Below are 22,293 nucleotides of genomic sequence, written 5' to 3' on the forward strand. Positions count from 1 at the left end.
AAGGCGGCAGGGCTGCCAGAAACAACGCCATTCCAGACTGGATAGAAAATGCAACCAGATTGTAGGATCGGCTCCGGCGGAAGCGTCCTTCGGACGCAAGCAGCGCACGGCGCTGCCCTCTGGCATGGGAGATTTGAATGAGCCTTTCCTATCGTTGGGTCATCGTCGCGGCTGGCGCGCTGATGTCCTGTGTCGCCATCGGTACGATGTTTTCGCTGGCGATCTTCCTCGAGCCGATGGCGATCGACACACAGTGGTCGCGTGCCGGCATTTCGAGCGCCATGACACTGAACTTTCTCGTGATGGGTCTGGGTGGTTTCGCCTGGGGCGCCATCTCCGACCGCTTCGGCGCCCGTATCGTCGTGGCGATCGGCGCCGTGCTGCTCGGACTGGCGCTGGTGCTTGCCAGCCGCGCCGGCTCGCTGCTGGCCTTTCAGATCACCTATGGCGTGCTCGTCGGTCTCGCGGCGAGCGCCTTCTTCGCGCCGATGATCGCGCTGACCACAGGTTGGTTCGAGACCAATCGCGGCCTTGCGGTTTCGCTGGTCTCGGCCGGCATGGGCGTCGCACCGATGACGATCTCGCCCTTCGCCCGCTGGCTGATCTCGGCGTATGAATGGCGCACCGCCATGTTCGACATCGGCATCATGGCCTGGGTGCTGCTGTTGCCGGCGGTGCTTTTGGTGCGCCAGCCGCCAAAACCCGCCCCGGCCGCTGCCAGCTCCACGCCGGTTGCCGAAGGCGCCGGCCTGACGGTCGGCCAGGCGCTGCGCTCACCGCAATTCATCGTGCTGGGGCTGACCTTCTTTGCCTGCTGTGCCGCCCACTCCGGCCCGATCTTCCACATGGTGAGCTATGCCATGTTGTGCGGCGTCGCTCCGATGGCGGCGGTCTCGATCTACAGCGTCGAGGGCCTCGCGGGGCTTGGCGGCCGGCTTCTCTACGGCGTGCTGGCCGACAGGCTCGGCGTCAAGCCGGTGCTGATCGCGGGCCTCGTGATCCAGGCGATCGTCATTGCCGCCTATCTCTCGATCAGCCAACTCGACCAGTTCTACATGCTGGCGGTCATCTTCGGCGCCACCTATGGCGGGGTCATGCCGCTCTACGCCGTGCTGGCGCGCGAATATTTCGGCCAGCGCATCCTCGGCACCGTGTTCGGCGCCGCCACCATGCTGTCCAGCCTTGGCATGGCGCTGGGGCCGCTCGCCGGCGGCATGGTGTTCGACGCCTATGCCAACTACCACTGGCTGTTCATCGGCTCGGCCCTTATCGGCCTCGGTGCCGCGGGCATAGCGATCGCCTTCCCGCCGCTGCCGCAAAGGCAGTTCCGGACAGCATAGACATCAACCGTTTGGGGGCGCTTGGCGAAGCCGGTCTTCGCCAAGGCCCATGGCATTGTTATGCCGACTTGAGGACCGTGAATGGCCGTCTTTGGACTGCCCGCTTTGCCTGGAGATTCGCTGCGGGGACGGGGCGGCCGACATGGAAGCCCTGGACCTTGTCTATGCCGAATTCACGCATGAGGGCCATCTGCTCCTCGGTTTCCACGCCCTCGACCAGGATCTTGTGGCCGCGATTTCGCACCAGGGCGATAATGTCCTGCAGCATCGCCTTGCCGTTCGGCGTGGCGCAGTCGTGAAGGAACGAGCGGTCGATCTTCACAGTGTCGAAATCGATCAGGCGAAGCCACGAAAGGCCGGCGAAGCCGGTGCCGAAGTCATCGAGCCAGATCTTGATCCCCAGCAGCTTCAGGTCGCTGATGCAGCGAAGGATATCCGAGTGCATCTCCATCTCGAGCCCTTCGGTGATTTCGAAGGCCAGCCTGTTTCCGGTCACGCCGGTCTCGCCCAGAATGGTCGCAACGGACGCGGCGAAGCCAGGTGTCTTGAGCTGGATCGGAGAGACGTTGACACTGACGAGACGGACGTGATCGCCCGCCAGGAGCTCGGCGCATACCGTCCTTATGGCCCAGCGTCCGAGTTCCAGGATCGACCCGGTCCGTTCCGCGACGGGAATGAACAGGCTCGGCGGAACCAATGTGCCGTCGAGCATCTTGAGGCGCATCAGCGCCTCCACGGCTTCAAGCCGGCCTGAGGCGACGTCCTTGATCGGTTGATAGACGAGTGAAACGAGATCCTGCCCGATCGCGATCTTCAGCAAGGCCGCAAGGTTCTCGCTCTCGTCGCTGCTCTGGGGGTCCGTTGGATCGAACAGCCGGGCACAATTTCGACCGCCGGCCTTTGCCAGATAGAGCGCGCGGTCGGCCTCGTGGATGATCTTCTCCAGCTTGGCGCCGGTCTGCTTCCTGGTGAAGGCGGCGCCAACGCTCGCGGTCACGATCGAGATGCCGTCTCGCCGCAGCTCATGGGCAATCGCCAGGTTCTCCACCGTGCGGCAGATGGCTTCCGCAAGATCCGCGACCTGGTCTTTCTTCTCCATGCGGGCAAGCACGATGAATTCTTCGCCGCCATAGCGGCCGATCGAACCATTGTATTGCTTGATCATGTCGCTGAGGGCGTTGGCGACCTGGATCAGGCAGCGGTCACCCTCCTGATGGCCGTAGCAGTCGTTGAATTTCTTGAAGAAGTCCACATCGATCAGGATCGCCACAAAACCGGCGCCAAGCTTTTGCCAGTCGTTCCAGTAGTCGCGCAGCTTCTCGTCGATCGCCCGCCGGTTCTCCAGGCCTGTAAGCGGATCGGTCCGCGACAGTCTCAGCAGGGCCTTGCCGCGTTCGGTGGCTTCCTTGTGCTGAATTCTGGCTTCCAACGCGTTCAGGAAGACGTTGTAGCGCTCCTCATTCAGTTTCCAGTTCACATATGACGTGAAGGTGAAACACGAGATGTAGAAAGTCGCGAATACCATTTTGTAAACAGGTGTAGTGGGCATGTAATAGTTTACAATATACAATATACATAGAATTATAGTAGAGGTTATGATGGAGATCTTGAATCTGAATGTAAAAAATAGATTGGCACTCATCATGAATATGGTGCCGAAGACCATGTAATAAGAGACGCTTTCTTTGTCTGCGCTCATGACCGCCGGGCCCAACCAGCCAACATAGCCAAAGATGATGGCCGCGGCGCAAGTCACGTCCAGCCATCCCGTCGCGGCTCGCCGGCGAAGTTGTCCTTCCAGGATCAAGAGCGCCGTCAAGCCAACCGCGAAGCGAGCCGCGATCGTACGGGCAGCCACATCCGGGATCAGCAGCAGATCCGATACGGAGAACAGGACGTAGATGGCAACAGCGATCCAAAGCCCCGGTCTGGCTTCCTTTCTTCGCTTCGCCTGGGCTTCGGTTCGGTAGAGGGTTCGGAGTTCGTAGGGTCCCAGTTCGTAGCGCGGTTCGAACGGCTCCGCATGCGCTATGTCGGCCAATCCAGGCGACACGCGTTCGCTCGCGATACCCCCCAGGGAAAGGGGATCAAGCGTTCCGGCCTCTCTTCTCGTTTCTGCCCCCACGCGGGCCGGCTCCTCAAGACGCGACAGCGATTGCGATGCACAAAATCATGCAATCGTGCAGCACAAGTTTCGGTTAACTCAAACCCGAAATTCGACTTGGACGGCACCTAACGACCCAAGATGGTTAGCGGGAAATTAATCATAACGATAAAATGCCCGCGAGCCGACATTGGCAAACCAAGCATTCTACGCAATAAGTTAACTGACTGTTAACTATGGAGTCTTGGTGTGCAAACTGTGTTTGACGGCAAAAGCCTGATTACTGCCGAAATGATCGCTGGGAGCCTGCGCCGCGGAAGGCCCGAGCAGCATGGCGAAGCGTTCGAAACCGCTCGCGTCGAGCTGGCGCTCGTTCTCCACACGGCGCATCAGCAGATCGAACAGGGAAAAAATCCTGCCGAGATCATTCGCCGTCTGATGTCGCTTCTCGAAGCGATGCGTTCCAGGCTCCATCCCGACGTCTGGCAAGCCTTGATACCGGTGGCGCAGAACCATCCGATCCTGGAATATTTTCTCGAGGACCCGCTGACGCGGTGGTCCTTCAACAAGCCCAGGGGCTATGCCGGCGACGCGCAGTTGCTCGACTACATCTATTGTGATCCGCACGTGGCCGAGAGCGTGGCCAACGCCTCGGAGATCGGCAAGGCGCTCTACACCCATACCCAGGACGTGCCGTCATGCGTCGCGGCACGGGAACGGCGCGATCTCTTGACCCGCTATGTCGACGAGATTGCAGCCAAGAGCGGACCGCAAACCGAGGTCCTGGCAATCGCGGCCGGTCATTTGCGTGAAGCCAATCGCTCCGTCGCACTGGCAGAGGGCCGCCTCAAGCGCTGGGTTGCGCTCGATCAGGATCCCCAGAGCGTCGGGTTGATAGCACGCGACTTCCAGGGCACCGCGATCGAAGCCGTCGACGGCTCGGTGCGGACCGTGCTCACCAGGGGCCACAAGATGGGCAAATTCGACTTCATCTACGCCTCCGGCCTTTACGACTACCTCCAGCACAACGTCGCCGTGAAACTCACCAAGACCTGCCTTCAGATGTTGAAGCCGAACGGGACGTTCCTGTTCGCCAACTACGCGGAAGGCAACCCCGATGCCGGGTACCGGGAAATGTTCATGGACTGGGTGCTGCTGCTGCGTTCGGAGGTCGACATGTGGAACATCGTCAAGGCCAGCGTCGATCGCAACACGGTCGAGGCGCGGGTGTTCTTCGGCGAGAACCGCAACGTGCTCTACGCGGTCATCGAAAAGCACGGATAGCAACCGTCTGGACTGCGCACCGGCCGGGATGAGACCTCGGCCGGTGTATTTGTGGCTGGGCGTGATGATGTTCGACGCTCACGCCGACTGGCCGTCATCGACCCTCATCGTCCGTGGCGGTCGCCCCTGCCCGCGCGGCTACTCCGAAAACCTCACGCTCACGCCGCGCTGCCTGAAATAGGCTTGCATCAGCTTGCGGCCCGAGCGGTTGCTCTGCGCCAACTTGGTCGGATCGAACACCGCCTCTTTTATCCCCTCTCGTGTCAGCGCTGCCTTGAGCGTCGCGATATGCGCGTCGATTTCGGCATTGTCCGCCCGCAGCGAGGCATAGATATTTTCGGTCGCCTCGGCCACGGTCAGTTCGCTCACGGGTGTCGTCCTCTGGTTGGTTTGGCGGCGGCTTAGCACAGATTCGCGGCTCCGCCGATACCGATGGAACCGTCAGCGCACAGCGCCTGGGTTTTGATAGGTCCGCCCTGATCGGCCCGACATTGGCTCGACCGGCAACGCCGCGGTCTTCGCTCCTACCCGAAAATCCGCTCGCCCTGTTCATCGACCAGTTGGATGCCCTTCTTGATCGAGATGTCGACGGCGTCGTCGAGCCCGGCAAAGCGGTCGGCGCGGATGAACTTGTGTTCCTTGACCACGCCGTCGACCTCCTTGGAGACGACGCCGCAGGTCTGGTACTGGCCCTCGGCGTTGTAGGGCGTGGCGCTGATCAGGAAGCCCTTGTGCTCGACCTGCTTGGCCGGTGCCGCATTCGCGGGCTCGGCCGCCTCGCCGCCGCCGCCGAAAAGACGTTTCAGAAAAGACATGGCTCAAATCTCCTTGTTCGTCCTGCAAACCGCAGCTTGTTCACGATTCACGGCGCTGTTGTCCCAGCATGCGCGAATGTGCCGCTGCGTTCCAGCCCCCTGATGAAGACGGAGACCAGGAGCTCGATCTGCCGGTCGATCTCGTCGGCCTGCCGGCGGACGGATCTCGCCGCATAGCCGCTGGTGACGATACCATGCACGCTTGACCACAGTGTGCGCGCGGCAATCCGGCGCGTGTCGTCGTCGAGGTCGAAGTCGCCACCGGCGAGCACGCCGGCGATGATCTCGAACAGTTGGTCGAGCCGCGCTTCATAGGCATCTGGCTCGCTCAGCGTCGGACGGCGCCTGTTGAAGGCGAGCAGTGCCGGCCAACTGCCGGGATGCGCCTCGACAAAGCGCACATAGGCGCCGGCCAGCGCCAGCAGGCGTTGCCGCACATCGGTGATGCCTCGCCTGCCGAGATCGGCCATCGCCGCCGCCCCCGCGGCGCCCAGTCGGTCGAGCAGCCGCATGTTGACGGCACGGTGCACACCGTCGAGATCGGAAAACAGATTGTAGACCGAGCCGACCGAGATGCCCGCCTGCTCGGCCACGGTCCTCGCCTTCAGATTGTCCATGCCACCTTCGTTGAGCAGCGCCTCGGCAATGGCCAGCACCCGCTCGCCGGTCTCTTCCTTGTCCAGTGCCATTTCAGTCCTTGAATGCGCTTGCCTTGCGGAAGCGGCATGTTGTTTCGAACCCCCGACCTTCCCTCTGTTTACCATATTCGGGATTTCGTGAACAGCGTTCAAAAGTATCTTGAACAATGTTCATTTCCTGCTACGTTGGCTTAGTGAACAATGTTCACGCCACAATTCGAAGGGAGAAGTATCATGCTTAGTCTGATCAGGACATTGCTCGACGGCGCCAGCGCATGGGCCGAGGACGGCCTCAAGGATCGCTTCGCCATCGACCTTCTGGCGCAGCGCATCCGCGACGCCGAGGCGGGACTCGCCGCCGCCAAGCAGACACTCGCCACGCTGATCGTGCGCCAGCGTGCCGAACAGGCCGGTCTCGGCCAGCTCGACCGCCGCCACGTCGATCTCGAAACACGCACGATCAGCGCGCTCGCCGCCGGCAACAACGGGCTGGCGGAAAGCGGTGCCGCGGCCGTCGCCGAGCTGGAGAATGAACGCGAGGTCCGTCGCGCCACCGTGCAGAGCCTTGGCGAAAGGATCTTGCGGATGCGTGTTTCGGTGGAGCGGGCGCATCGCCGCATCATCGACCTCAACCAGGGCATGATCTCGGCCCGAGCCATCGATGCCGAGCGCAAGGCGCAGTCGCGCCTCGTCAGGTCGATCGGTCAGTCGGCGAGCCTCAACGACGCCGAGGAGCTTCTGGCCCGCATCAAGGCCGGCAGCGATCCGTTCGAGGAGGCCGGCATCCTCGACGAGATCGACGGCGAGCTGCGCCACGAAGCGATCCGCGACCGCCTTGCCGACGCCGGCCACGGCCCGGCGGTGAAGGTGCGTGCCAAGGAGGTGCTCGAGCGCCTGAAGACCATCAACTGAAAACCAGCCTTCCAGACCTTGCTTCCATCGACATCACCAACCAATGGAGAATTCCAATGAACGCCAATCAGACCTACATCATGCTCAACACCGCTTCGGTCGGTGCCGCCTACTTCATGCTCGGCCTGTCGCTGTGGCTGGCGCCGGTCGACCTGGCGACCAAGGGCTACTGGGCCATGGGCATCCTGCTGCTCACCGGCAGCCTGGTGAACCTGGTCAAGTACCGCACCGACGAACGCCTGTCGGCCGAGATGACCGCCAAGATCGAAAAGGCGCGCAACGAAAAGCTGATCAGCGAATATGTCGGCAAGGAATGATGCCGGCACACCTGACGAAAAAAGCCCGGTCACCCGGGCTTTCCTCGCCCCCATGTAATAATGGGGGCGAGGAACCCAATCCTCGCCCGGTCGGCGCCCGATGCCGCCCGATTACGTCACTTGTGCGACAGCGCCTCCAGCGCTTCCGCGGCGGCTTCGAGAATGGCGATCGCCTCGGCCTGCTTTTCAGCCGGGGCATCGACGATCTCACCGAGCGCCGCGCGCAGGCGGTGACGGATGGCACGGAATTCATCGCGCGTTTCCGAGCGTTCGCCACGGCCGCCCCGGCCGCCGCGACGGTCCTCGCTGTCATCGTTCCAGCCAAACCAGTCGCGCGCCTTGGCCATCTTGCGACCGAAGCGCTCGAGATGGTCGAGCACGCCGTCGATCATCTCGCGATTATCGGCAAGATGCGCCTGCCCGGCCTCGGTGATGGAAAACACCTTCTTGTTGCCTTCGCTCGACGAGATGGCATAGCCGGCCTCTTCAAGGAAGGTCAGGGTCGGATAGACCACGCCCGGGCTCGGGCTGTAGATGCCGCTGGTGCGCTCTTCCAGCGCCTTGATGATGTCGTAGCCGTGGCGCGGCGCCTCGGCCAGCAGCGACAGCGTGATCAGCTTAAGGTCGCCGTCGGCCAGCATGCGCCCGGCGCGGAACATGTCGCCCGGGCCGCCGCGCCCGCCACCGCGACCGCCATGGCCGAACGGGCCAAAGCCGCCGCCCCCTCTGCCACCAAATTTGCCGGCCATGTGCATGAACATGCGTTCGCCGAAATGACCGCGCCCGAAATGATTGTCTTTGTGCATTGATTGCTCCTTGAGTTCTATCTTACGATATATCTTAATTAGGCGCGCACTCCCATAGAGTCAAGATATATCTTACGATGTATCTGATCGCACACCAAGCGCATGGGTTTGCCGATCCGGGCCTGTCATCTCAGACCAATGCGATGGATAAATTTGACTACCAGCGGCCGTTGCGCCGGTTCCAAGCATAGAGCAGGCCGGCGAAGCGGTCGTAGGCAAAGCGAGTCAGCGGCAAGGTCAACCGGTTGCCGAACAATCCTGCCAACCAGCCCTCGCCCGGCGTCACCTGCCACACGGCAATCGCCACATCGGCGCCGACCAGCAAGCGGCCATCCGCGTCGGTGGCGTGCAGCCGGCGGCGGATATCCTCCAGCGAGGCCCCAAATCCGGTGAGCGCCATCGGTTCCAGGTTGATGTCGCGAAATTCGATCCGGCCGGCCCTGACCGCTTCGATCAGCCGGCGCTTCTGCCTGACGATGCCCGCATCGCAGACCGGACAGCGCGTGTTGTACCAGACGGTCAGCATTTACCCATGGTCATGCCGGTGATGCAGGTCTGGATAATGCGGATGGCGGTGACGCATCGGCGCGTGCCTGTGCCAGTGCGAATGTGGCTCGCTCACCGGCCCGTCATGGTGCTGGTGGTGTTCGTCATGAACGTGGCTGTGTTCATGTTCCAGCGCCTCGTGGTCGTGTTCGTGCTCATGGCGCTCCGACAGATGCAGCCACAGGCCGACGCCCATCAGGAGCCCCGCGATCGCCAGGTTGAAGGTGACGGCGTCGCCCAGGATGACGATGGCCAGCAGCGCGCCTATGAAGGGAGCCAGCGAGTAATAGGCGCCCGTGCGCGCGGTGCCGAGATGGCGCAATGCCAGGATGAACATCACCAAGCTGACTCCGATGCCGAGGAAGCCGACGGCGGCAGTGGCTCCAACGATGGTCGCGGGAGGAAAGGAAGCCCCGGCGGCAACTGCCAGCCCGACATTGGCCGCCCCCGCCACCAGCCCTTTCAGCATGGCGATCACCACGGGGTCGGTGGCCGAGATCTTGCGCGTGAAATTGTTGTCCAATCCCCAGGCCACGCAGGCCCCGGCCACCAGCAGGGCACCTGGGTTGAAGGCAACGCCGCCGCCATCCCATGACAGCAGAACCGCACCCGCCAGAATGGCGAAGGCTCCGAAAAGCAGCCGCCGGTCGACATTCTCACGGTAGACGACCCAGGCGATCGCCATTGTCGCCAACCCTTCGAGGTTGAGCAGCAGCGCCGAGCTGGACGCCGTGCTGAGGCTGAGGCCGAACAGCAGCAGCACCGGCGCGACGACGCCGCCCATGCCGATCGCCAGCGCCAGCCAGGGGATATCCCCGGCGGCCAGCTGCGCCTCGCCGGCGGCGGCCTGTTTGCCGCGCAGCAGGCGATAGAGAGCCAGCCCGACACCGGCGCCGAGATAGAGCAAGCCAGCCAGCATAAAGGGATTGACCGCATCAAGCAGCAGCTTCGCCAATGGCGGCGTCGCGCCAAACAAAGCGGCCGAGCCAAGGGCTAGCGGCACACCGGGCCAAAGATGAGAGTGCGTTTCAGACATATCATTTCACCCTATGATACGCACACGTCATTTGCCGCGCATGGCCGGCTTCGGCCCGACGCATTTGTTGTCGCGAAACAGCGCCCACTCCTCGCACAGGCGGCCGTTGGGCAAGCGGCAGAATCCATATTCGTTGCCGGCCTTGTCCTTCCTGATTGTCAGGCGCCCGCTAACCTCCTTGCAATGGACGGATGCCGGATTGGCCATGCCGACCGGTTTTTGTACGGCGGCGCTGGCATGGATCGGCATCAAGGACAACGCGGCAAGGCCGATAGCCAACATCGAAGAATTGCTCATCGCGATCTCCCTCGCCGCATTCTATCACGGCGAGGCGTCCCGTCCTGTGGCAAAGCGCCGTCAAGCCGGCACCAGGTCGACTTCCGGAACCCTGCCGGCCGCTTCATCCAAGCGAAGTGATGATCTCGCGATAAGCGAATTCAGGGAAAGCCTTGAGCGTTCGCGTCCGGATATTGCCGCTCGCCGCCAACATTAGCGCGAAACGCGCCAGCACAGCGTCGTCGGGCGCTTCGACCACCGCCACCATGTCGTAATCGCCCATGGTCAGGTAGAACGATTTGAACGATCCGCCCATCTCGCCAAGCTGCTTCCTGGCGGCGTCGAGCCGCTTGGGCGAGTCGCGAACGTTTTTCGCGCCCTGCTCGGTCCAGGTCATCAGCATGATGTAGGTCGTCATGGCACACCTCCCTCCGGGGCCACGGAGCACGGCGGCTTCGCCGGGGCGGGCATCCGGGTTGTCGCCCAGAAAATGCATCCGACGCGAAATTATCCTCCCGCAACGAACGTCCCGCAAGCACCTATTCATTCACAGCACGTATTCATGCCATCACTTGCAGGATCGCGGCAGCATCATCGTCAAGGGAGCTCGGCTGAACGTGCCGTTGTAGAAGCAACCGCCTGAAACGAAAAAGGGCGCCAGTCGGCGCCCTCAATTCTTCGCGGAGATGAATCCCCGACTCAGCTGTCGAGGAAGCTGCGCAGCTTGCGCGACCTGCTCGGATGCTTGAGCTTGCGCAGCGCCTTGGCTTCGATCTGGCGGATACGCTCGCGGGTGACCGAAAATTGCTGGCCGACTTCTTCCAGCGTGTGGTCGGTGTTCATGCCGATGCCGAAGCGCATTCTGAGCACACGCTCCTCGCGCGGCGTCAGCGAGGCGAGCACCCGCGTGGTGGTCTCGCGCAGGTTGGCCTGGATCGCCGCGTCGATCGGCAGGATCGCCATCTTGTCCTCGATGAAATCGCCCAGATGCGAATCCTCCTCGTCGCCAACAGGCGTTTCGAGCGAGATCGGCTCCTTGGCGATCTTCAACACCTTGCGCACTTTTTCGAGCGGCATGGCGAGCTTTTCGGCCAGTTCCTCCGGCGTCGGCTCGCGGCCGATCTCGTGCAGCATCTGGCGCGAGGTGCGCACGATCTTGTTGATCGTCTCGATCATGTGCACCGGGATACGAATAGTGCGCGCCTGGTCGGCGATCGAACGGGTGATCGCCTGCCGGATCCACCACGTCGCGTAGGTCGAGAACTTGTAACCGCGGCGGTATTCGAATTTGTCGACCGCCTTCATCAGGCCGATATTGCCTTCCTGGATAAGGTCGAGGAACTGCAGGCCGCGATTGGTGTATTTCTTGGCGATGGAGATGACGAGACGCAGATTGGCCTCGACCATTTCCTTCTTGGCGATCGCGGCCTCGCGCTCACCCTTCTGCACCTGGTTGACGATCTTGCGGAATTCCAGGATCGAGATCGCCGTTTCGGTGGCCAGGTGCTGGATCTCGGCGCGCAGCTCCTTGATCGCATCCTTCTCGTTCTTGGTGAATTCCTTCCAGCCGCGCGAGGTCAGATTGCCGATCGCGCGCGTCCAGTTCGGGTCGAGCTCGGAACCCTGATATTCCTTCAGGAACTCCTCGCGGCGCACGCCGTAGCTCTCGGCGAGCCGCAACAGCTTGCCTTCGTTCTGCACCAGCCGCTTGTTGATGTCGTAGAGCTGCTCGACCAGCGCCTCGATGCGCGCGGTGTTGAGCGACAGCGACTTCACCGCCTTGATCAGCTGGTCCTTCAGCTCCTTCAGCCGGCGGTCCTGGCTGGGCGACAGCGTGCCGGCCGCGGCCAGACGGTTCTCGACCTGCTGGTCCTGCAGCTTGCGCAGCTTCTTGTAGGTGTCGGCGATGACGTCGAGCGTCTCCATCACCTGCGGGCGGAGTTCGGCTTCCATCGCCGCCAGCGACAGGCTCGCCTCGTCCTCGTCTTCCTCGTCGTCATCCGTCAGCCCGCGCGTATCGGCGCCGACATTGGTGATGTCTTCTTCCTCGTCGCGGCCGCGGCGCGGCTTTTCCTCGGCCTTGGGGGCCTCCTCGATGCGTTCGACCACCGGCGCCTGCTTGGCCTCGGGGCCGGCATAGGTGGCTTCGAGGTCGATGATCTCGCGCAGCAGGATCTTGGACTCGTTGAGCTCGTCACGCCAGATGATGATGGCCTGGAAGGTCAGCGGGCTTTCGCACAGGCCGGCGATCATCGTCTCGCGGCCAGCTTCGATGCGCTTGGCTATGGCGATTTCGCCCTCGCGCGACAGAAGCTCGACCGAGCCCATCTCGCGCAGGTACATGCGCACCGGATCGTCGGTGCGGTCGGTCGGCTCTTTCTTGGTGGTGGTGGCGGCGACCGCCGTGCCGGTCTGCTCGGCCAGTTCGTTGGCGTCTTCCTCGGCATCGGCCGCGGTGTCGCCGGCCTCGGCCTCTTCGCCCTGCTCGTCATCCTCGACGACGTTGATGCCCATGTCGGACAGCATCGCCATCGTGTCCTCGATCTGCTCGGAGGTCACTTCCTCGGAAGGCAGCACCGAATTCAGCTCGTCCATGGTGACATAGCCGCGCTTCTTGGCGGCCTTGATCATCTTCTTGACAGCATCATCGGAAAGGTCGAGCAGAGGGCCATCGGCGGCGCCTTCGCGTTCGGTCTCGACCTCTTCCTTTTCCTTAGTCGCCATAGTTTTTATCTTCTCCTAGCGGCCGGACATCGGGGCCGCGTAAGCTGTCGGACCAGTCAAATCGGATACGCTCGTTTTTCTAAACGCGCTTCACCGGGCCACGAACCGCATCAACTCTATTGTTTGGTGCATGCCGTTGTCCCAAAACCGGTTTCCACTCTTGGGCGACCACTCTTGGGCGACATGCATTAAGTCCAGATTAACCCTGATATCTGTGGCAGGCGGCCTGCCTGTCCAGTGACCAGTACCTCACATCGCTGCATTCCCGTCGATGCGGGTGCGGGTTAACGTTTCGAATCGTCCTGATTCCGCCATTCTGTCCGAAGGTCAAGCGCCTGTCGCATGATTCGCATGAAAAAAGCGAATCAATTACCCGACTTAGCGCTCCCCGCCCCCTTAGAAGGCACGGCCGCGCTCTCATTCCCGCACTCAGATGCACTTAGGCTCGACCAGCCCTGCCCGAAGAGACGCCAAATCCTTCGATCAGCGCTTCCGTCGCTTGTACATCCCTGAATTGCGCCTGAATTTCGATCAGATGGCGGAAGTTTTCGTCCGAGGGATCCGCTTCGAGCGCCGCCTCCGCCTGTTTCAGCTCCTTATGTAAGGTGCGCGCGCTGCGCTGCAAGTGCAACGCCTGGTTCAGAGCGTCGCGGGCATCGTCGAGTGCCGCCGTCTCCAGCGCCGGCCATTGCCGCGCCCGCCGGATCAGGCCGACGGCACGCTCCCAGATCTCGGCGCAGCCGGCACGCTCGATCGTCGCCACCACGGCTTGGCGGTCATTGGCCATGTCGTGCGCCATGGCGTCGAGGATGGCACCATGCAGCCGCTGCAGATCGGCATTGGCGAGGTCGAGGAACTCGACATGGGCGAAATTCTCGTCGATCAGCGGCGGATGGTTGACCAGCGCGACGATGATCGTCGCCTCGCGTACCGACATACCCTCGCCGCGCTTGACCAGCGCCGACTGGCCGAGACTTTCGGTGATCGCCATGCGGCCGCTGCCAGCCTTGGCGAACTGCCCGCCGGGTGCGGCCGCCTTGCCCTGCCCGGGTTTCCAGTCCTGACGGTTTTGCCGGGCACCGCGCTGGGAGCCGAAGAAACTCAGCACCCGCTCACGCATCTCTTGGCTGTAGTGATAGCGCAGGCTTTCGTCGCGGATGCGGCTGGTCAGTTCGCGCAGCGTCTTCTCGAGTTCGGCCCGCCGCTCCGGCGTGTCGAAGACGCCGCCTGCCGTCTCGCGCATCCACAAAAGGTCGACCAGCGGCCGCGCGTCGGCCAGCACCGCGCGGAATGCATCCGGCCCCTCGGCCTTGACCAGATCATCGGGATCCTTGCCCTCCGGCAGCAGAGCGAAGCGCGCCGAGCGCCCGGCCTGCACCGATGGCAGCGCGAGATCGGCGGCCCGCCATGCCGCCTTCAGCCCGGCCTTGTCGCCGTCGAAGCACAGCATTGGTTCCGGCGCCATGCGCCACAACAGTTCGAGCTGGTTTTCGGTGAGCGCGGTGCCGAGCGGCGCCACGACATTCTCGAAGCCGGCCTGCGCCAGCGCGATCACGTCCATATAGCCTTCGACGGCGATGACCGTGCCGCCCTTGGCGAGCGCCCCCTTTGCCATCGCTTGGCGGGCGCGGGCGAAATTGTAGAGCACATTGCCCTTGTGGAAGAGTTCGGTGTCGGGTGAGTTCATGTATTTGGCCACCGCATCGGCGGCGAGCGCGCGGCCGCCAAAGGCGATGATCTTGCCGCGCGAATCCGGGATCGGGAACATGATGCGGTCGCGGAACCAGTCGTAGGAGACCGGGATGTCGTCGCCGTGGCGGACCAGCCCGCAGGCCTCGATATCCGCCTTCGGCACGCCCTTTGCGGCGAGATGCTCCTTCAGCGCATTGCGGCTGTCAGGGGCGAAGCCGAGCCGGAACGAATGTTGCGTCGCCGGCGTCAGCCCGCGGTCGCGCAGATAGGCGCGGGCTTTCGCCCCTTCCGGTCCCTGCAGCCGCTCCTGGAAGAAAGCTGTCGCCATCTCCATGACGTCGGTCAGGCTGGCGCGTTCCTTCTCGCGCTGTTCTTCCCGTTCGTCGCGGACCGGCATCGGCACGCCGGCCATGTCGGCGATCTTCTCGACCGCTTCGGGAAAACTCAGTCCCTCGAGTTCGGTGAGGAACTTGAAATGGTCGCCCGAGACCGAGCAGCCGAAACAGTGGTAGCGCCCCTTCTTGTCCTCGCAGTGGAAGGATGGGCTCTTCTCGCCATGGAACGGGCAGCAGGCCCAATAGTCGCCGCGTGACGTATTGGTTTTCTTGCGATCCCACGCGACGCGCTGGCCGATGACCTGTGAAATCGGCACGCGGTCGCGGATCTCATCGAGAAAGGCGGGTGGAAAGCGCATTGAGGGAACTCGTTTCGCCACCATATAATCATGCCGGCGAAATCCGACGACCCCCAATACCGGCCATACCCGGTTTCCACAGGGCAAAAAGAAAGGCGGCCGTTGCGGGCCGCCTTCCTTCAAGTCCGGCGCTGGGTGCTTTAGTGTGCGGCAAGCGCGCCGAAGATGACGCCGGAGAGGATGCCGACCAGCACATAGTCGTTGCCGACGCGGATCCATTCCTGGCCGGGGCCCGGGCGACGCAGGCCGTAGCGGCCGTAGTCGCGAACCGGCCGGTGCTGCCTCCAGCCGGAATATCGCTGGCCGTTGCGCCAGTAGTTCCGCTTCACGATGACTTTCTTCTGAAAGACGCGCTTCTGGATGACGCGCTTCCTGACATCCCGGTGAGTCGGCTTCTGCCAGTCGACCTTGGTGTAATTCGACCGCGGCGCGACCGGCGCGTCGATCGGCGCGGCGTGGCCGGTGAGCGAGGTGGCGGCCAACATCGAGAAAGCAAGCGCGGAAAGGACGATGCGTTTCATGGAAAGTCTCCTTGGTTGTCGATGTCCCGAGGAGTAGCGGTCAATCGATGAACTGAAACTGAACACCAGCATTACAATTATGTAATGAATTCGCTGGTTTAGAACGATGAGTTGAACAGCCCCGCAAAGACAGGCACCGAAAGCGCGGCGGAGCTGGCCGAGCTGCCGTCCCGCCCGTGGCCCGGAAATGCAACCAATTTCGCCTCCGTCCATTTTCCGACACGGCCCGTCGCGCCCCCGTGGGCCTTTGAAATCGACAAATTTTATTATCCGGCTAAAATATATTCCAGCTATTATCCCTGCTACCATCGATGACTGCCATGACCATGATTCGCACCCTAGCTTTCCGCCCTGCCCGTCGTGCTGTCCGCGTCGCGGCCCGTTCCTGCGTGCAGGTGCCACGATGAGCGGTTCCGTCGTCCTTCTGCACCTGGCCGGCGCCGTGGCGCTGATGCTGTTTGCCACCCGCATGGTCAAGACCGGCGTCGAACGTGCCTATGGCGATGTGCTGCGCCACAAATTGCGCGCCACCATGCGCAATCCGATCATGGCGGTGCTGGCCGGCACTGGCCTTGCGATCGCTTTGCAAAGCTCGACCGCGGTCACCCTGCTGGTCGGTTCCTTCGCTGGTTCCGGCATCGTCTCGGGTGCAGCGGGCCAATTGGCGGTGCGCGGCGCCGAGATCGGCTCGGCGCTCGTGGTCAAGCTTTTGACCTTCGATCTGACGCTGCTGGTGCCACTCTGCCTGATCACCGGCACGGTGATGTTCATGGCCACCGAGCGGCGCGACTGGCGCCAGACCGGCCGCATCCTGGTCGGCATCGGCCTTCTGATCCTGTCGCTGGAAATGATCGGCCAAGCGTCGGAGCCGCTGCGCAACAGCCAGCTCATGCCGGTCATCATCAACTACTTCTCCAGCGATTCCATCACCGCCTATCTGCTGGCGGCGCTGATCACCTGGCTGTTCCAGTCCAGCATCGCGGCGGTGCTGCTGATGGCAACGCTCGCCGGGCGTGGCCTGATCAGTCCAGAACTCGGCGTCGTCCTCATCCTTGGCGTCAATCTCGGTTCCTCGATCATCGCGCCGATGCTGACCCGCTCGGCGGGGCCTGGCGTGCGCGTCGTGCCGATCGGCAATCTCCTGATGCGCGGGCTCGGCTCGCTGGTCATGCTGGTCCTGTTCATGATCTTCAGGCCGCATGTCGGCTTCCTCGGCGCGACGGCGTCGGACCAGATCGTCAACGCTCACATCCTGTTCAACGTGATCATCCTGCTCGCCGGCCTGCCGCTGGCCCGTTTCGTCTACCGCGTTTCCGAGAAGATCGTGGCGCTCGGCACCAAAGCCGCGCCGGCCGCCTCCCTCGACATCGTCGAGCTTTCCGCGCTCAACGAAAGCGCGCTCGACGTGCCCAGCCAGGCGCTGGCCAACGCCACGCGCGAGGTGGTGCGGGTGTGCGAGACGGTCGAGATCATGCTGAAGCGCATCATCGAGCTCTACGAGAGCGCCGACACCGACAAGATCAAGGCGCTGGCCGCGCTCGACGACCGCGTCGACCGCAAGCACGCGGCCATAAAGCTCTATCTTGCCAAGGTCACCAAGAATCCGCTGACCGAGGACGAGGCGCTGCGTTGCCAGGAGCTGATCGGCGCCTGCGTCAAGCTGGAGCAGGTCGGCGACATCATCGTGCGCAACATGCTGGTGCATGTGAAGAAGAAGTTCGATCGCGGCCTGGAATTCACCGACGAAGGCTGGAGCGAATTGTGCGCCTTCCACGGCTCGGTGCTGGCCAACGCCCGGCTTGCCTTCAACGTGCTGGTGTCGCGCGATCCCGAAACCGCCCGTCAGTTGGTGCTGGAAAAGGACCAGTTGCGTGACCGCGAGAAGGAAACCAGCGCCAGCCATTTCCTGCGGCTGCGCGAGGGTACCGCCAAGAGCGTCGAAACCAGCTCGATCCACCTCGACACCATCCGCGACCTGAAGCAGATCAACTCGCTGCTGGCGTCGATGGCCTATCCCGTCCTGGAAGAGCGCGGCCTGCTGACAGGATCGAGGTTGAAGGCCAGCTGAGGCGGTGAAGCTGCCAATCTCCCCACCTGTGGGGGAGATGTCCGGCAGGACAGAGGGGGCGCCGTAGAGCGCGGCCTTTGATCGCCTTTTGATTTTTTAATCTGCCGCAGGCGTCAGTCCCAGGGGCAGAAAATTGATAGGGTGGCGGGACAGCGCCCCTCTCTGGCCTGTCGGCCATCTCCCCCACTTGGGGGGAGATTGGCAGCTTCACCGCCTTGCACCCTCACTGAAGAAAACCTAAACCGACGCCCACAATTTCTGGATTGCCCGCAAGGCCCATCCGTGGTTTGAGGCCGTTCCAGCCAAGGCTTTTCCCATGTCGCTTCCACTCATCGCCCTGTTCATCGCCGCTTTCGCCTTCGGCACCACCGAGTTCGTCATCGCCGGCGTGCTGCCGCAGGTGGCACAGGGGCTCGGCGTCTCGGTTCCCACATCGGGTTATCTCGTCTCGGGCTACGCCTGCGGCATCGCCATTGGCGGACCGCTGCTGGCGCTCGCCACCAAATCGATCTCGCGCAAGACCTTGCTGCTCGGTCTCGCCATCGCCTTCACCATCGGCCAGGCGGCCTGCGCACTGGCGCCGGACTTCACCTCGATGCTCTTGTTGCGCATTGCCGTCGCGGTCGCGCATGGCGCCTATTTCGGCGTCGCCATGGTGGTGGCGGTCGGCCTGGTGCGCGAGGACCAGCGTGGCATGGCGGTCGCCGTCATCCTGTCCGGCCTGACCGTCTCCAACGTCATCGGCGTGCCGGCGGGCACCGCGATCGGCAACATCTGGGGCTGGCGCGCGACCTTCTGGGTGATGTGCGCGCTTGGCGTCGCGGCAACTTTTGCCATGGCGGCCCTTCTGCCGCGCACCACGGGATATCAAGCGAAGCATGCCGGCCTTGCCCGCGAGGTCCGCGTGCTGGCGCGCCAGCAGGTCTGGACCTCGCTGATCCTGATGCTGATGCTGATGATCGGCCAGTTCGGCCTGTTCACCTACATCACCCCGACCCTGCTTGAGATCACCGGGCTGGACGAGGATCTGGTGCCTTGGGTGCTGCTGCTCAACGGCCTCGGCGCCACGCTCGGCGTCTTCCTCGGCGGCAAGCTCTCCGACTGGAAACTGATGCCCTCGCTGATCACCATGCTTGCCCTGCAGACGGTGACGCTGGCGGTGATCTATGCCGTCAGCCCCTATCCCCTGCCGATGATCGTGGCGATCGTCATCTGGGGCGGCCTCAATTTCGCCATCGGCACGCCGATCCAGACCCGCATCCTGGCCTGGACCGCGGACGCGTCGAACCTCGCCTCCTCGCTGATCCCGTCCGGCTTCAATGTCGGCATCGCGCTGGCCGCGTCGCTGGGCGCCGCCATGCTGAACAGCGGCTTCGGCTATCGCAGCCTGCCGCTGCTTGGCGCTTTCGCGATGCTGGTCGCCGTGCTCGTGGCACTCGCCTCGTATTTCTGGGAAGCGCGCAGCAACGCCACGCCGCCGCTGACGGCCGCCGCCGAGTAGCGCCTCAACCTACCCATCGGCGCCCTGTCCGAACACGCTGTGTGCCGACGAGCACGGGTGAGGATGGCGCCGGCTACAGCCCGATCCGGAACCGCAAACTCTCCGCCCCGCCATAGGCGGCATCCTCGAAGAAGCGCTCGACCAGCCTGCCGCCATTGGCCAGGATCACCTTGTGCGACGCCGGATTGCCCGGCTTGGCGGTGATCTCGACGTGAGCCAGGCCAACCGCTCTCGCCTCGTCCAGCATCAGCCGCAGCGCCTCGGTCGCGTAGCCGCGCCGCCGCTTCCACGGCACCACCGCATAGCCTATATGGCCAAGCACATGCGGCGGCAGGTCCACCGTGCCCTTCTGCCAACGCAAGCCGATCGAGCCCGACGCCTCGCCGTCCCAAATCCAGCGACGGAAACCCGGCAGGCGTGGCACTTTCGTCCCGTCGGGCAAGGTGATCGGGCCACCTTTCGCCTCGGGATCGTCGAGGCTGGCCAGGAATGCCACTGGATCCTCCTCTATCGCCGCAAGTTGTTCGCGCGTCGCCTGCAAGAGCCGCACATTGTCCGGCGACCAGCCGCGCTCGAGCGCCGCCTTGTAGGACGGCAGATGTTCAAGCGTGGGTCTGACGATCTCGACCATGATCCATGCTCTCTAGCCGTGGCCGGGAGCACGCTCAACCCATTTCGCAAACCTTGGAGCAGCATCCCGGTCTAAGGGCGGCTTGCACCCCGACTCGGTTCGTTTGAACTTGCGTGCCCGCTAAACAAGATGTGTTTCGCCGATTGCCACGAGACATTTTATGATTGAGTCGCGTGCGGCAAACACCGCACGGATTCGCAAGGCTTCGACAGGAGAATTGAACCGGTGCGGTTGAGATCTGTCCCTTTGGGTATCGTCGCCGGCTTGTTGCTTGTCGTCATCGCCTTGACGGTATCGGCCCGGTCGTTGGCCGCACCATCCGATATTCCGGCCTGGCTGCAGGCTCATGTCGGCGACGGCGATGGCCAGATCTCGCAAGTGGTGCTGGAGCGGGCGCGAGCGCTTTACCGCGAGAAGGTCGCGCAAGACGTGGTCAGGAACCCCTGCTATTTTGCCATGGATGCCACGCGTCCCGGCGATCTGGGCAACGGCGTGCTGGGGCGCCGATATTACGTCGTGTGCGAAGCCAGCCAGTCGTTTCGCGCCATCTCGTCGGGGCATGGCGGCGGCCGCAACCTGAAAGGCACGGTCGATTTTTCAAATGGCAGACGGTGCGCGAAGAACTTCGGCAATGCCATGGATTCGGAACTGACCGCCGGCGGTGCCTACATGACCCACGAAGCGAAAACCTCGTTCAAGGGCTATTACCGCACCGGCGCGAAGCAGGACGTGGCCTTCCAGCGCACCTTCATCCAGTTCGATGGCGAAGGCGAAGCCGCCAACGCCAGGCAGCGCGTGATCGGCGGCCATGCCGCGCAGGTGCTGCGCGGCATGTGCATGCGCAAAAGCCCGAACAGCTCCTATGCCGACCACGATGGTCTGGTGCCGTTCGGCAAGCTGGTGGACTATGCCGGCGGCCGCAGCAATGGCTGCACCAGCTGGGCGCCGGCGGACGCGCGGCAGATCATCGCGATGGTCAAGGATAACCCGACGACGCTCTACATCTACCCGGAATCGCGCGACATCGCCGCCGCCGCGCAAGCATCGGCCAAAAGCCATTCGCTGTCCGGCACCGATCTCTACTGGAACGCATCATGCCTGAAGGAAATCGGCACGCCGAAATTCTGGCCGCGAAAAACCCTCGAGCCGATCATCGTGCAATACAAGAAAGACCATCCGGCGGCACCGTCGCAACCAGTGCCGATCTGCAAGGAGCCGTGAGGCCCGGTCGCGAACCGGCTGTGGGACCATATCCAGCAGGAGGCACCGGCATTGCGCCGCGCGTTTGAGCCTCGGAGGCCCGCCAGAGAGATGCCGACCAACCAGTCGCGAAAAGCGCTAGCGGAAACCGGTCGTTAATGACGGGCCGTGTAGTGCCAGAACCTCTCGGGTCCCGTCCAGCGATCACTTCTTGACATACGCTCCCGGCTGGCGGCCGCTCTTCGGAGCCTTGGCGTCCTTTGAACGCTCCGCGACAGCGGGGCCGGCACCGGACGTCTTTTCGGTTGCGGGGCTCGGCGTGACTAGCCTTGGCGGGTTTTGTCCCTCCGACTGGCGGGTACGGTCTTCTACTTCATCCTTCCCGCGGGTGAGCCCCATTCCCCCGGCAGGCTGCTTGTTGCCGGCCGCGTCCTGGGAGAATTCATCAGACGCGTCGGCACCGGTCTTCGCTGGATACTTCCTCGCACCGGTTTCATAGCGGGTTTCGTTCTCAGTCATGACATCTCTCCAGTTGCATGACTGATAAACATCTCGGAGGTATCCAAGTTCCACTCCCGACCTGGATTCGGCGGCGCCAGGTCAGCTGAAATCGCTACGGAACTGAATGATGGACAGCGCCCTACTGCAGCAGCCCCTTGACGATGCCGCTTGCCTTGCCGAAATCCATCTGGCCGGCATATTTCTGCTTCAGCGCGGCGATCACCTTGCCCATGTCCTTCTGGCTGGTGGCACCGGTCGCGGCGATCGCCTCGCGCGCCGCGGCGGCGATCGCCGCATCGTCGAGCTGCGTCGGCAGGAAGCCGCGGATGATCTCCATCTCGCCGCGCTCTTGCGCTGCCAGTTCCGGCCGCTTGCCGTCCTCGAACGCCTTGGCCGATTCCTCGCGCTGCTTCACCATCTTGGCCAGGATCTGCAGGATCTCCTCGTCGCTGGCCGGTTCCTTGCCGGCGCCGCGATTGGCGATGTCGCGATCGTGTATGGCGGCCTGGATCAGCCGCAATGTCGGCAGCCGGTGCTTGTCCTGCGCCTTCATCGCGCTCTTCAGGGATTCGGCGATTTTTCCGCGCATCGTGCTTTCTCCTTCGGCCGGCGCGGACAATAGCGCCGGGGACAAGCCAAGGCAAACCCTCATATCACGCGGCAAGCCTCTGATATTGCTCAATGAAA

At 63.0% G+C, this 22,293-nt stretch carries 22 protein-coding genes; 7 read left to right on the plus strand and 15 right to left on the minus strand.

Translation table 11 applies throughout. The annotated features are described in order from the left end of the window. Nucleotides 1-137: 137 nt before the first annotated feature. Nucleotides 138-1,340: an MFS transporter gene (locus X743_RS148790; RefSeq protein WP_023767101.1), complete on the plus strand. Its 1,203-nt coding sequence runs from the start codon at nucleotides 138-140 to the stop codon at nucleotides 1,338-1,340. 58 nt (nucleotides 1,341-1,398) lie between these two features. Here X743_RS148790 and X743_RS148785 read toward each other — a convergent pair whose 3' ends face one another. Next, nucleotides 1,399-3,465 carry a GGDEF domain-containing protein gene (locus X743_RS148785; RefSeq protein WP_023767102.1) on the minus strand — a complete coding sequence of 689 codons (2,067 nt, stop codon included), beginning with the start codon at nucleotides 3,463-3,465 and terminating at the stop codon, nucleotides 1,399-1,401. A gap of 228 nt (nucleotides 3,466-3,693) precedes the next feature. Between X743_RS148785 and X743_RS148780 the strand changes: the two genes are divergently transcribed. Further along, nucleotides 3,694-4,728 (plus strand): class I SAM-dependent methyltransferase, encoded by a 1,035-nt coding sequence (locus X743_RS148780; protein WP_023767103.1) that lies wholly within the window; start codon nucleotides 3,694-3,696, stop codon nucleotides 4,726-4,728. Between the two features lie 138 nt (nucleotides 4,729-4,866). On the opposite strand, the gene X743_RS148775 is transcribed toward X743_RS148780, so the two are convergent. The 3 genes from X743_RS148775 to X743_RS148765 form a co-directional block, all read right to left on the minus strand. Continuing rightward, nucleotides 4,867-5,097 carry a hypothetical protein gene (locus X743_RS148775; RefSeq protein WP_013893650.1) on the minus strand — a complete coding sequence of 77 codons (231 nt, stop codon included), beginning with the start codon at nucleotides 5,095-5,097 and terminating at the stop codon, nucleotides 4,867-4,869. 155 nt (nucleotides 5,098-5,252) lie between these two features. Next, nucleotides 5,253-5,543 carry an HlyU family transcriptional regulator gene (locus tag X743_RS148770; protein ID WP_023767104.1) on the minus strand — a complete coding sequence of 97 codons (291 nt, stop codon included), beginning with the start codon at nucleotides 5,541-5,543 and terminating at the stop codon, nucleotides 5,253-5,255. Nucleotides 5,544-5,590: 47 nt separating this feature from the next. After that, the gene (locus tag X743_RS148765; RefSeq protein ID WP_023767105.1) at nucleotides 5,591-6,232 is read right to left on the minus strand and encodes a TetR/AcrR family transcriptional regulator; all 642 of its coding nucleotides are present in this window, start codon (nucleotides 6,230-6,232) and stop codon (nucleotides 5,591-5,593) included. A 183-nt stretch (nucleotides 6,233-6,415) separates the two neighbouring features. On the opposite strand from X743_RS148765, the gene X743_RS148760 reads away from it, so the two are divergent. Together X743_RS148760 and X743_RS148755 are read left to right on the plus strand one after the other, a co-directional pair. Continuing rightward, complete coding sequence (locus X743_RS148760) at nucleotides 6,416-7,093, plus strand: PspA/IM30 family protein (protein WP_023767106.1); 678 nt, start codon at nucleotides 6,416-6,418, stop codon at nucleotides 7,091-7,093. Nucleotides 7,094-7,149: 56 nt separating this feature from the next. Then, entirely contained in the window at nucleotides 7,150-7,410 is a 261-nt protein-coding gene (locus X743_RS148755) for a YiaA/YiaB family inner membrane protein (protein WP_023767107.1), read from the plus strand. Nucleotides 7,411-7,526: 116 nt separating this feature from the next. Here the strand turns inward: X743_RS148755 and X743_RS148750 are convergent, their stop codons facing one another. The 8 genes from X743_RS148750 to X743_RS148715 all read right to left on the minus strand — a co-directional run bounded on the left by X743_RS148750 (nucleotide 7,527) and on the right by X743_RS148715 (nucleotide 15,705). Beyond that, the gene (locus tag X743_RS148750) at nucleotides 7,527-8,216 is read right to left on the minus strand and encodes a PadR family transcriptional regulator (protein WP_023767108.1); all 690 of its coding nucleotides are present in this window, start codon (nucleotides 8,214-8,216) and stop codon (nucleotides 7,527-7,529) included. A 157-nt stretch (nucleotides 8,217-8,373) separates the two neighbouring features. After that, the gene (locus X743_RS148745) at nucleotides 8,374-8,742 is read right to left on the minus strand and encodes a DCC1-like thiol-disulfide oxidoreductase family protein (RefSeq protein WP_023767109.1); all 369 of its coding nucleotides are present in this window, start codon (nucleotides 8,740-8,742) and stop codon (nucleotides 8,374-8,376) included. After that, a complete protein-coding gene (locus X743_RS148740) occupies nucleotides 8,743-9,798 on the minus strand; it encodes a DMT family transporter (protein WP_023767110.1) in 1,056 nt (351 codons plus the stop codon). A 27-nt stretch (nucleotides 9,799-9,825) separates the two neighbouring features. Further along, nucleotides 9,826-10,095, minus strand: coding sequence for a DUF333 domain-containing protein (locus X743_RS148735; protein WP_023767111.1), 270 nt, complete (start codon nucleotides 10,093-10,095; stop codon nucleotides 9,826-9,828). 103 nt (nucleotides 10,096-10,198) lie between these two features. Then, nucleotides 10,199-10,492, minus strand: coding sequence for a GYD domain-containing protein (locus tag X743_RS148730; RefSeq protein ID WP_023767112.1), 294 nt, complete (start codon nucleotides 10,490-10,492; stop codon nucleotides 10,199-10,201). 281 nt (nucleotides 10,493-10,773) lie between these two features. After that, nucleotides 10,774-12,798 carry an RNA polymerase sigma factor RpoD gene (rpoD, locus tag X743_RS148725; RefSeq protein WP_023767113.1) on the minus strand — a complete coding sequence of 675 codons (2,025 nt, stop codon included), beginning with the start codon at nucleotides 12,796-12,798 and terminating at the stop codon, nucleotides 10,774-10,776. Between the two features lie 439 nt (nucleotides 12,799-13,237). Then, entirely contained in the window at nucleotides 13,238-15,184 is a 1,947-nt protein-coding gene (gene dnaG, locus X743_RS148720; protein ID WP_023767114.1) for a DNA primase, read from the minus strand. A 140-nt stretch (nucleotides 15,185-15,324) separates the two neighbouring features. Beyond that, nucleotides 15,325-15,705 (minus strand): RcnB family protein, encoded by a 381-nt coding sequence (locus X743_RS148715; protein WP_023767115.1) that lies wholly within the window; start codon nucleotides 15,703-15,705, stop codon nucleotides 15,325-15,327. Between the two features lie 403 nt (nucleotides 15,706-16,108). Here X743_RS148715 and X743_RS148705 point away from each other — a divergent pair, with 403 nt between their 5' ends. Both X743_RS148705 and X743_RS148700 read left to right on the plus strand, forming a co-directional pair. Then, the gene (locus tag X743_RS148705; RefSeq protein ID WP_023767117.1) at nucleotides 16,109-17,773 is read left to right on the plus strand and encodes a Na/Pi cotransporter family protein; all 1,665 of its coding nucleotides are present in this window, start codon (nucleotides 16,109-16,111) and stop codon (nucleotides 17,771-17,773) included. A 316-nt stretch (nucleotides 17,774-18,089) separates the two neighbouring features. Beyond that, entirely contained in the window at nucleotides 18,090-19,274 is a 1,185-nt protein-coding gene (locus tag X743_RS148700) for an MFS transporter (protein ID WP_023767118.1), read from the plus strand. Between the two features lie 73 nt (nucleotides 19,275-19,347). Here X743_RS148700 and X743_RS148695 read toward each other — a convergent pair whose 3' ends face one another. Further along, on the minus strand, nucleotides 19,348-19,905 hold the full coding sequence (locus X743_RS148695; protein ID WP_023767119.1) for a GNAT family N-acetyltransferase: 558 nt from the start codon (nucleotides 19,903-19,905) through the stop codon (nucleotides 19,348-19,350). A 225-nt stretch (nucleotides 19,906-20,130) separates the two neighbouring features. Between X743_RS148695 and X743_RS148690 the strand changes: the two genes are divergently transcribed. After that, nucleotides 20,131-21,126 (plus strand): hypothetical protein, encoded by a 996-nt coding sequence (locus X743_RS148690; protein WP_023767120.1) that lies wholly within the window; start codon nucleotides 20,131-20,133, stop codon nucleotides 21,124-21,126. Between the two features lie 183 nt (nucleotides 21,127-21,309). On the opposite strand, the gene X743_RS148685 is transcribed toward X743_RS148690, so the two are convergent. Together X743_RS148685 and X743_RS148680 are read right to left on the minus strand one after the other, a co-directional pair. Further along, nucleotides 21,310-21,624 carry a hypothetical protein gene (locus X743_RS148685; RefSeq protein ID WP_023767121.1) on the minus strand — a complete coding sequence of 105 codons (315 nt, stop codon included), beginning with the start codon at nucleotides 21,622-21,624 and terminating at the stop codon, nucleotides 21,310-21,312. A gap of 121 nt (nucleotides 21,625-21,745) precedes the next feature. After that, nucleotides 21,746-22,195 carry a GatB/YqeY domain-containing protein gene (locus tag X743_RS148680; protein WP_023767122.1) on the minus strand — a complete coding sequence of 150 codons (450 nt, stop codon included), beginning with the start codon at nucleotides 22,193-22,195 and terminating at the stop codon, nucleotides 21,746-21,748. Between the last annotated feature and the right edge of the window lie 98 nt (nucleotides 22,196-22,293).

The organism is Mesorhizobium sp. LNHC232B00 (assembly GCF_000502435.1).
Taxonomy (GTDB): Bacteria; Pseudomonadota; Alphaproteobacteria; order Rhizobiales; family Rhizobiaceae; genus Mesorhizobium; species Mesorhizobium opportunistum.

Coding starts and splice junctions, on each gene's coding strand:
- X743_RS148790 (WP_023767101.1), top strand. CDS start 138: ATGAGCCTTTCCTATCGTTGGGTCATCGTCGCGGCTGGCGCGCTGATG.
- X743_RS148770 (WP_023767104.1), bottom strand. CDS start 5,543: ATGTCTTTTCTGAAACGTCTTTTCGGCGGCGGCGGCGAGGCGGCCGAG.
- X743_RS148765 (WP_023767105.1), bottom strand. CDS start 6,232: ATGGCACTGGACAAGGAAGAGACCGGCGAGCGGGTGCTGGCCATTGCC.
- X743_RS148760 (WP_023767106.1), top strand. CDS start 6,416: ATGCTTAGTCTGATCAGGACATTGCTCGACGGCGCCAGCGCATGGGCC.
- X743_RS148755 (WP_023767107.1), top strand. CDS start 7,150: ATGAACGCCAATCAGACCTACATCATGCTCAACACCGCTTCGGTCGGT.
- X743_RS148750 (WP_023767108.1), bottom strand. CDS start 8,216: ATGCACAAAGACAATCATTTCGGGCGCGGTCATTTCGGCGAACGCATG.
- X743_RS148745 (WP_023767109.1), bottom strand. CDS start 8,742: ATGCTGACCGTCTGGTACAACACGCGCTGTCCGGTCTGCGATGCGGGC.
- X743_RS148740 (WP_023767110.1), bottom strand. CDS start 9,798: ATGTCTGAAACGCACTCTCATCTTTGGCCCGGTGTGCCGCTAGCCCTT.
- X743_RS148735 (WP_023767111.1), bottom strand. CDS start 10,095: ATGAGCAATTCTTCGATGTTGGCTATCGGCCTTGCCGCGTTGTCCTTG.
- X743_RS148730 (WP_023767112.1), bottom strand. CDS start 10,492: ATGACGACCTACATCATGCTGATGACCTGGACCGAGCAGGGCGCGAAA.
- rpoD (WP_023767113.1), bottom strand. CDS start 12,798: ATGGCGACTAAGGAAAAGGAAGAGGTCGAGACCGAACGCGAAGGCGCC.
- dnaG (WP_023767114.1), bottom strand. CDS start 15,184: ATGCGCTTTCCACCCGCCTTTCTCGATGAGATCCGCGACCGCGTGCCG.
- X743_RS148715 (WP_023767115.1), bottom strand. CDS start 15,705: ATGAAACGCATCGTCCTTTCCGCGCTTGCTTTCTCGATGTTGGCCGCC.
- X743_RS148705 (WP_023767117.1), top strand. CDS start 16,109: ATGAGCGGTTCCGTCGTCCTTCTGCACCTGGCCGGCGCCGTGGCGCTG.
- X743_RS148700 (WP_023767118.1), top strand. CDS start 18,090: ATGTCGCTTCCACTCATCGCCCTGTTCATCGCCGCTTTCGCCTTCGGC.
- X743_RS148695 (WP_023767119.1), bottom strand. CDS start 19,905: ATGGTCGAGATCGTCAGACCCACGCTTGAACATCTGCCGTCCTACAAG.
- X743_RS148685 (WP_023767121.1), bottom strand. CDS start 21,624: ATGACTGAGAACGAAACCCGCTATGAAACCGGTGCGAGGAAGTATCCA.
- X743_RS148680 (WP_023767122.1), bottom strand. CDS start 22,195: ATGCGCGGAAAAATCGCCGAATCCCTGAAGAGCGCGATGAAGGCGCAG.